Source organism: Streptomyces sp. ISL-43, assembly GCF_018614195.1.
GTDB lineage: Bacteria > Actinomycetota > Actinomycetes > Streptomycetales > Streptomycetaceae > Streptomyces.
Map to the genome: position 1 here is coordinate 1 of NZ_JAGGOT010000079.1, position 8610 is coordinate 8610.

6 protein-coding genes and 1 pseudogene are annotated in these 8610 nt (G+C 72.0%); 5 read left to right on the forward strand and 2 right to left on the reverse strand.

What is annotated here, in order from left to right:
- Positions 1-101: 101 nt before the first annotated feature.
- From J7F03_RS35835 to J7F03_RS35850, 4 genes and pseudogenes are all read left to right on the forward strand, one after another.
- A pseudogene (locus J7F03_RS35835) lies at positions 102-1318 on the forward strand (serine hydrolase domain-containing protein).
- A gap of 55 nt (positions 1319-1373) precedes the next feature.
- Entirely contained in the window at positions 1374-1595 is a 222-nt protein-coding gene (locus tag J7F03_RS35840; protein ID WP_214957013.1) for a hypothetical protein, read from the forward strand.
- 94 nt (positions 1596-1689) lie between these two features.
- Positions 1690-2940 carry a TerD family protein gene (locus J7F03_RS35845; RefSeq protein WP_214957020.1) on the forward strand — a complete coding sequence of 417 codons (1251 nt, stop codon included), beginning with the start codon at positions 1690-1692 and terminating at the stop codon, positions 2938-2940.
- 103 nt (positions 2941-3043) lie between these two features.
- Positions 3044-3211 (forward strand): hypothetical protein, encoded by a 168-nt coding sequence (locus J7F03_RS35850; protein ID WP_214957015.1) that lies wholly within the window; start codon positions 3044-3046, stop codon positions 3209-3211.
- A 129-nt stretch (positions 3212-3340) separates the two neighbouring features.
- On the opposite strand, the gene J7F03_RS35855 is transcribed toward J7F03_RS35850, so the two are convergent.
- Together J7F03_RS35855 and J7F03_RS35860 are read right to left on the reverse strand one after the other, a co-directional pair.
- Entirely contained in the window at positions 3341-4780 is a 1440-nt protein-coding gene (locus J7F03_RS35855; protein WP_214957017.1) for an alkaline phosphatase PhoX, read from the reverse strand.
- A gap of 165 nt (positions 4781-4945) precedes the next feature.
- A complete protein-coding gene (locus J7F03_RS35860) occupies positions 4946-6481 on the reverse strand; it encodes a hypothetical protein (protein WP_214957019.1) in 1536 nt (511 codons plus the stop codon).
- A gap of 239 nt (positions 6482-6720) precedes the next feature.
- Between J7F03_RS35860 and J7F03_RS35865 the strand changes: the two genes are divergently transcribed.
- A complete protein-coding gene (locus J7F03_RS35865; RefSeq protein WP_214957021.1) occupies positions 6721-8562 on the forward strand; it encodes an endonuclease/exonuclease/phosphatase family protein in 1842 nt (613 codons plus the stop codon).
- The last annotated feature ends 48 nt before the right edge of the window (positions 8563-8610 follow it).

Below are 8610 nucleotides of genomic sequence, written 5' to 3' on the forward strand. Positions count from 1 at the left end.
CTTGTGCGGAGCAGCACTAGGCTGGTGGCTGGTGCCGTGCCGTGCCGTGCTGTCGCCTTGGTCGTCGTACGACAGGAGGCCATGCCGTGAGGCCGAGCCGCATGCGGCTGCGCCGGGCCTGCGTGGCCGTCGCCGCCGCGAGTCTTCTCATCGCCCCGGCTGTTGCGGGCTCCGCGTACGGGGCGACCGCCCCGGCGCCCTCCGCTCCCGCCGTCCCCTCCCCGGACGGCGACACGGACTTCCCGCAGCTCACGCCGGCCGTCGCGGCGCAACTGGACGCGGCGGTGCGCCGGGTCATGGACGAGACGCGGGTGCCGGGCGTCATCGTGGGCCTGTGGGCCCCCGGCAAGGGAAGCTACGCGAGGGCCTTCGGCGTGGCGGACAAGGCCACCGGTGCGCCCATGAAGACCGATCTGTACATGCGCATCGGCAGCGAGACCAAGACGTTCACGGTCACCGCGCTCCTCGAGCTGGTCGACCGGGGGAAGCTCGGCCTGGACGACCGATCGGCAAGTACGTCCCAGGCGTTCCGGACGGGGACCGCATCACCCTGCGCGAGCTGGCGGGCATGCGCAGCGGGCTCTTCAACTACAGCGACGACGAGGACTTCAACAAGGTGCTCGACACCGGCGCCGAACGTCCCTTCACGCCGCAGCAGTTGCTCGACTACTCCTTCAAGCACCCGGCGCAGTTCGCGCCGGGCGAGAAGTTCGACTACTCCAACACCAACCTGATCCTGCTCGGCCTGGTGATCGAGAAGGTCACCGGCCGGCCGCTGCACGAGGTCATCGCGAAGGACGTCCTGGAGCCGGCCGGTCTGCGCCACACGCTCTTCCCGACCGGGGCGGAGTTCCCCGAACCGCACGCGCACGGCTACACCGACCAGTCCACCTCGGGCAAGATCGTGGACTCGACCGACTGGAACCCCTCCTGGGGCTGGGCCGCGGGAGCGATCATCTCCGACCTCCAGGACCTGCGCAGCTGGGCCCGCGTCCTCGCCACCGGCACGCTGCTGACGCCCGCGACCCAGGCCGAGCGCCTGAAGACCTCCCCGATCGGCATTCCCGGCGCCGGCTACGGGCTGGGCATCTTCGACGTCCAGGGCTGGATCGGCCACGACGGCTCGCTGCCCGGGTACGAGAGCCTGGTGGTCTACCTGCCACAGGCGCGGGCGACCATGGTCGTCCTCCTCAACACCGACGTCCTGCACGACGGCAGGGAGCCCAGTGCGTTCTTCGGCGAGGCGGTCACCGGCATCGTGACCCCCGACCACGTGTACCCCGGCCACCACCGGCCGTCCGTGACCAGGAGCGGCTGACGCGAGACGCTTAATGCCTTGCCGCCCCCGCACCGGGGGCGGCAGGCTGCGCCCCATGCCGAAACCGCACGGATTCTCGTACGAACGACTGGGCGACCACGCCGTCGCCATCACCCACCAGGGCCGGTCCGCGGCCACCCTTCGAGGCGGCCGGGCCGACAAGTTCCTGGCCGAGGTCGAGGCGGGCGACGCGCAGCTCGTGATGGCCCGGTGGACGGGCGCCTACAAGTTCGGCAACGAGCGGATGGCCAAGAACCACCCCCGCAACCGGGGCTGAGCGGGCCGGCTCCCGGCCGGAATCCCGCCTGGAATCTCGTGCGAAAGCAAGGGAACGGCAAAGCACCCTCGGTCGTTCTCCCGGCATGACCGCTATGACCCCTGGTTCCAACCTGCCGCTCAATACCGTCCGGGTGACGGTGGACGTGGCTGCCCCGGTGCGGCTCGACGTGTCCGGGCTCCTCCTCGCCGCCGACGGCAAGGTGCGCTCCGACGCCGATTTCATCTTCTACAACCAGCCCGCCGGCCCCGGCGTCAGCTACCGGTCCGGCGGCGGTACGGCGCCGGACTCGATCACGGTGGACACCGGCTCGGTGCCGCCCGGCATCGAGCGGATCGTGGTCACCGCCAGCCCGGACGCGGCCGGTCAGACCTTCCAGGGCGTCGAGCCCACCGCGACCGTGCGGGACGCCGCCAGCGGAGCGGTGATCGCCACCTTCACCCCGCCGCAGCTCGGCGCAGAGACCGCCCTGGTGGTCGTCGAGGTCTACCAGCGCGGCGGCGTGTGGAAGGTGCGCGCGGTCGGCCAGGGCTATGCGAACGGCCTCGCCGGCATCGCCACCGACTTCGGGGTCTCGGTGGACGAGGAGCCGGCTCCCGCGGCCGCCGCCCCCGCGCCCGTCGCCCCACCCATGCCGCCGGCTCCCCCGGCCCCGCCCGCGTACCCGGCCTCCCCCTGGCTCGGCAGCGGCGCGCCCGCGGCGACCCCGGCTCCCGCACCGGTCGCCCCCGTACCGCCCGCCGCGCCCGCGCCGGCTCCCGGCGCCGGGAAGATCAACCTCGACAAGGGCCGCGTCAGCCTCCAGAAGAACCAGACCGTCTCCCTGGTCAAGGGCGGCCGCCCGCTGCTCTCCCAGGTCAAGATGGGCCTCGGCTGGGAGCCGGCGTTCCGCGGCCGCGACATCGACCTCGACGCCTCGGTCATCGCCTACGGCCCGCAGCGCAACCACATCGACAGCTGCTATTTCGGCAAGCTGTCCATCCTGGGCGGCTCCGTCAAGCACTCGGGTGACAACCTCACCGGTGACGGCGCGGGCGACGACGAGGTGATCGTCGTGGACCTCGGCCGGCTCCCCGCCGAGGCGACGGGCCTGGTCTTCACGGTCAACTCCTTCTCCGGCCAGAAGTTCACCGAGGTGGCCAAGGCCTACTGCCGCCTCATCGACGCCGCGAGCGGCGAGGAGCTGGTGCGCTTCGACCTCACCAGCGCCGAGCCGCAGACGGGCGTGCTGATGGCGAAGCTGATCAAGCAGTTCTCCGGCGAATGGGAGATGACGGCCATGGGCGAGTTTGTGAAGTCGCGCACAGTGCGCGGCATGGTCAAGCCCGCCGCGCAGGCACTCTGAGCAGGTGGGCGGGCACATGGAGCGACGGACACCCCCGTCCGGGTGATCTGTTCCACCCTTAATGCGGAGGTGGCTGTCAGTGCCCGCCCGTAGCCTTGTACGTATGCACCAGACACTCCAGCCCGCGGGTCCCGCGCGCCCGTCCGCCGCCGAGGCGAACGAGGCGATTCGGCGCCTCGTCGAGAGCCGGGTGGACGGCGAGTGGCCCTCCGAGGCGTACGAATTCCTCCTCGAAGAGTGGGCCGCGGCCAGCCGCGCCGAAGCTCAGTGATCCAGCCGAACCGATGAACAGCTGAACAGAACGAACCGATGACGAGGAGAGCCGCCGGAGCCCGAGGGCCCGGCGGCTCTCCTCATTCCCGCACGTCCCCGCTCGGCGCGCGGGCCGGCAGGTCGCCGCTCAGTGCCCGCGCCGCCACGGCCCGGTGATGGCCAGCATGATGCCCGGGTCCTGGAGGTTCGCGAACAGCGTCCGGCCGTCCGGCGAGAAACAGACGCCCGTGAATTCCGAGTACTCCGGCTCCTCGGCGGTCCCCAGGTTCATCTCGTTGCGGGCCAGCGGGTAGGTCCGCCCCGACTCGGTCGCGCCGAACAGGTGCTGGAGCCCCGAGCCGTCCTCCGCGATGATCAGGCCGCCGTACGGGGAGACCGTGATGTTGTCGGGGCCGTCGTACCCGCCCTCCACCGACATGTCGGCGTTCACCCCGAGCAGGACCATCAGCCGGACCGTGCGCCGCTTCGGGTCGTAGAACCACACCTGGCCGTCGTGCGCCGCGCCCGGGCTCTCCTCGCGGGCGTAGGAGGAGACGAAGTACGCGCCGCCGTCGGCCCACCACATGCCCTCCAGCTTGCGCCCGCGGGTCACGGCCACCGCCCCGAACTGCTTGCGCACCGCCACGGTGCGGGCGTCGCGGTCCACGACCGGGACCCAGTCGACCCCGTAGGTGGTCCCGATCCTCGTCGCCCGCGAGAGGTCGTCGACGAACAGGCCCGAGCTGTCGAAGCACTTGGCGGCGGCCAGCACACCGGCGTCGTCGGCGAGGGTACGGAGCTTGCCGCGCCCGTGGCGGAAGCCGCTCGGCGGGGTCCAGCGGTAGAGCAGGCCGTTGGGGCCGGAGGCGTCCTCGGTCAGGTAGGCGTGGCCCTGGCGCGGGTCGATGACGACGGCCTCGTGCGCGTACCGGCCGAAGGCCTTGACGGGCTTCGGGTCGCGGTTGGCGCGCCGGTCGTGCGGATCCACCTCGAAGACGTACCCGTGGTCCTTGGTCATACCGTTCTTGCCGGCCAGGTCCTCGCTCTCCTCGCAGGTCAGCCAGGTGTCCCAGGGGGTCGAGCCGCCCGCGCAGTTGGTCGACGTGCCGGCGACGCCCACCCATTCGGCGACCTCGCCGCCGCGCCGGACCTCGACGACCGTGCAGCCGCCGGACGCCGCCGGATCGTAGACGAGGCCCTCGGTGAGCGGGACGGGGTGCGGCCAGCCCGAGCGGGGGCCCTTCAGCTCGTGGTTGTTGACGAGGAGGGTGACTCCCCGGTGGCCCTCGAAGGCGGCCGTGCCGTCGTGGTTGGACGGGGTGATCTCGCCGGTGTCGAGCTTGGTGACACCGCTGTGGGTGATGACGCGGTACTTGAATCCGGCCGGGAGGGCCAGGATGCCGGCCGGGTCGGGGACGAGCCGGCCGTAGCCGGGGCCGTGCGCGAGGCCGTGCCCGTCCTGCGGCGCGCTGTCGTCGGCGGCGAGGGCCCCGGGGGCGGTGGCGAGTGCGCCGACCGTTCCCGTGAGGGCGACTCCCGCACCGGCGAGCACGGTGCGGGTGGTGAAGTCTCTGCGGCTGAGCGGCATCGGGTCTCCAGGGGTGGGGAGGTGGTGCGCCTGTCGTGCGGTCGTCGGCGCACACGCTCCCGCCCGCACGTGAACGCCGACTGAACTACCCCGGAAAACGAACCGCCCCCTTACCGGTGCCCCCGTTGGCCGACTCCCTTTCGGGAACGGCTTGTTACCACCGCCTCACGGGTTGCGGGAACGCGCCTTGAACGCGGCCTTGCGGGCCTCTTTCGCCGCCTTCTTGTCGGGGTGCAGCCGCCCCATCGCCTCCAGCACGTAGGCCGTCGCCGGGTGCTCCACCCGCCACACGTGGTCGAAGAAGCCGGCGTGGTGGGCGGTCAGCGACTCGATCAGCAGCGGCAGTTCCCGCGTGTCGCCCTCCCCGTCCGCCGCGAGCTGCGCCGCGATCGTGTCGATCAGCAGCCAGAACACCATCGTCCCGTCCGGGGCCGGTACGCCGGCCACCCCGCGCTCGGCCAGCCAGACCCGCGCGAGCCCACCGAGCTCCGGGTCGTCCAGCACCGCGCGGACCGCCTCCTCGGCCTGCGCCGCGCCCTGCGCTCCGGCGTCGGCTCCGGCCTGCGCGAGGGCCTGCTGGCAGCGCAGCCGGCGCAGCGGGGCGCCCGGGTCGGCGCCGCGGGCCGCGGCGAGCAGTTCCGCGACGGCGTCGGCCACGGGGCGGTCGGCCAGCCAGTGTTCGAACTCGGCCTGGGCGGCGCCCTCGGGGTAGTAGGAGACCGCGTCGAGCAGTACGTCGGCGCCCTTGCCCGCCAGGTCTCCGACGGCCGGGGCCTCGATGCCGGCTTCCAGCATGCGCGCCCGGATCCCGTACAGACCGAGCGGGGTCAGGCGGACCATCCCGTACCGGGAGACGTCCTCCTCGTCGGCCACCGGGCCCGCGGCGAGCGCCTCGTCATCGGCCTCCGCCATCAGCTCCTCGTCGACGGGGCGGAACTCGACCAGCCCGATCGGCTCCAGCTGCCGGAACTGGTCGTCGAGGCGCATCATCGCGTCCGAGACCTGTTCCAGTACGGCGTCGGTCGGATCGCCCATGTCGTCGGGCACCACCATCGAGGCGGCGAGGACCGGTAGCGGGACCGGCCCGTCGGCCGTGCCGCCCTCGGCGACGGCGAGCAGGTAGAGATTGGCGAGGACCCCGTCGAGGAAGTCGGCCTCGCGGCGCGGGTTCCAGTCGAGCTGCTCGAAGTCGATCTCGCCGCCCGCGTCGAGGGCGTCGACGAGGTCGTCCAGGGCGGGCACCGCCGCGTCGGCGAGCACCGTGTCCAGCGCGGCCAGCCACAGGTCGAGCACGTCGCCGGGGGTGCCCGCGGTCACCAGCGCCAGGTCCTCGCCGGGCTCGGCGGTCCCGAACTCACCGTCGGGGCCCGCCTCCTCCCCGGGTCCGGTCGCGGCTTCCCCCTCGGCCTCCTCCTCCGGTTCGGTGACGTCGACGAGGCCGGTGTCGACCGCCACGCGCCAGGCCTGGCCCGCGTACCCGGCGGAGTCCTCGTCTGCGGGGTCGAGGCCCAGCAGGGCGACGGCCTCGGGGAGCTGCGCGGCGACGAGTTCGCCGCCGACGTCGACGCGGGTGTCCGGTCCGGCCCAGCGGGCGAGGCGCACCGCGCGGGCGAACAGCGGGGCGGCGAGGGCGTCGCGGGCCAGTTCCGCGTCGGAGGGCAGCCGTACCGGCGGCAGTGTGGGGTGCGAGTCTGCGGACATGGGGCGGTTCTCCTCGCGCGTCATTCGGGTCGCTCGGGTGGGGTCGCGTGCCCGGGCGGGGCCGGTCCCACGGCGCACCAGCGTAGACGCACTCGGGGTGCGTCCGGCCTGCCATCACCTTTGGTTCATCCCACAGTCGGATTCCGTCTTCCCTGTAGGGCTTGACAACTTTGCCGGCCACGAAGGAAATTGACGCGCGTAGATATCTGCTCCTCCTCCACACACCGGAGTTCCTGCCCATGCGCTCCTCGCATCCCCGTTCCGCCGCCGTCGCGGCCCTCGTCGCCACCGCGCTGGCCACCGGCCTGCTCGCGGGCACCGCCGACGCGGCCGAAGGCGCCGTGTCCGCCGATCCGATACGCATCCACGACATCCAGGGCACCACCCGGACGTCCCCGCTCGTCGGCAAGCAGGTCACCGATGTCGAGGGCGTCGTCACGGGCGTGCGCACGTACGGTTCGCGCGGCTTCTGGATCCAGGACCCGGACGCCGACGACAACGACGCCACCAGTGAAGGCGTCTTCGTCTTCACCAGCTCGGTCCCGACCGTCGCCGTCGGCGACGCCGTCAAGGTCTCCGGCACGGTCGGCGAGTACATACCCGGCGGCCTGAACTCCGGGAACCAGTCGGTCACCCAGATCTCCAAGCCGGTCGTGACCGTGGTCTCCTCGGGCAACGCCCTGCCCGAGGCCACCGCCGTCGACGAGTACTCCGTCCCGTGCGCGTACGCCCCGGCCGGCGACCCTGCCACCGCCGGCAGCATCAACGGCCTCACGCTGGAGCCCTCGCGCTACGCCCTGGACTACTACGAGTCCCTCGAGGGCATGAGCGTCAAGATCGGCACCTCGCGCGTGGTCGGCGCCACCGACCCGCACGCGGAGCTGTGGGTCACGGTCAAGGGCTGGGAGAACAACGCCAAGCGCGGCGGCACGGTCTACGGCTCGTACGAGTCGCAGAACACCGGCCGCCTGCAGATCCAGCAGCTCGCGCCGCTCGCGCAGCAGCCGTTCCCCGTGGCCAACGTCGGCGACAAGCTGGTGGGCACCACCGAAGGCCCGCTGGACTTCAACCAGTTCGGCGGCTACACCCTGGTGGCCCGGACCCTCGGCACGGTGAAGGCGGGCACCCTCGCCCCCGAGAAGACCAAGGCGCAGGCCTCCGACGAGCTCGCGGTGGCGACGTACAACGTCGAGAACCTCGACCCGACCGACCCGCAGGAGAAGTTCGACAACCTGGCGAAGGCGGTCGTCGAGAACCTCGCCTCCCCCGACATCCTCGCCCTGGAGGAGATCCAGGACGACAACGGCGCCAAGAACGACGGCACCGTCTCGGCCGAGCAGACGCTGACGAAGTTCACGGCGGCCATCGCGGCCGCGGGCGGTCCCGCGTACCAGTGGCGGACCGTCGACCCGGAGGACAAGAAGGACGGCGGCGAGCCCGGCGGCAACATCCGCCAGGTGTTCCTCTTCAACCCGGCGCGCGTCTCCTTCACCGAGCGCGCCCCGGGCGACGCCGTGACGGCGACCGGTGTCGTGAAGGACAAGGGCAAGGCCGCCCTGACCCACTCCCCCGGCCGCATCGACCCGGCGAACCCGGCGTGGGCGGACAGCCGCAAGCCGCTGGCCGGCGAATTCGCCTTCCGCGGCAAGACGGTCTTCGTGATCGCCAACCACTTCGGTTCGAAGGGCGGCGACGAGGGGCTGACCTCCTCGCACCAGCCTCCGGTGCGCTCCTCCGAGGCCAAGCGGCTGCTGCAGGCGCAGGCGGTGAACGGCTTCGTGAAGGACATCCTCGCGGTGGAGAAGAAGGCCGCGGTCCTCGTCGTCGGCGACATCAACGACTTCGAGTTCTCGGACACGACGAAGGCGCTGGAGGACGGCGGGGCGCTGTACGCGGCGATCAAGTCGCTGCCGAAGGCCGAGCGCTACTCGTACGTCTACCAGGGCAACGCGCAGGTCCTCGACCAGATCCTGACGAGCCCGGGCATCAAGCAGTTCAGCTACGACAGCGTGCACGTCAACGCCGAGTTCGCGGCCCAGAACAGCGACCACGACCCGCAGGTCGTCCGCTTCCGCCCGTAGCGGCGGCGCCGAGGGGCCGGGCCGCACCGCTTGGGTTCTAGGAGTCGT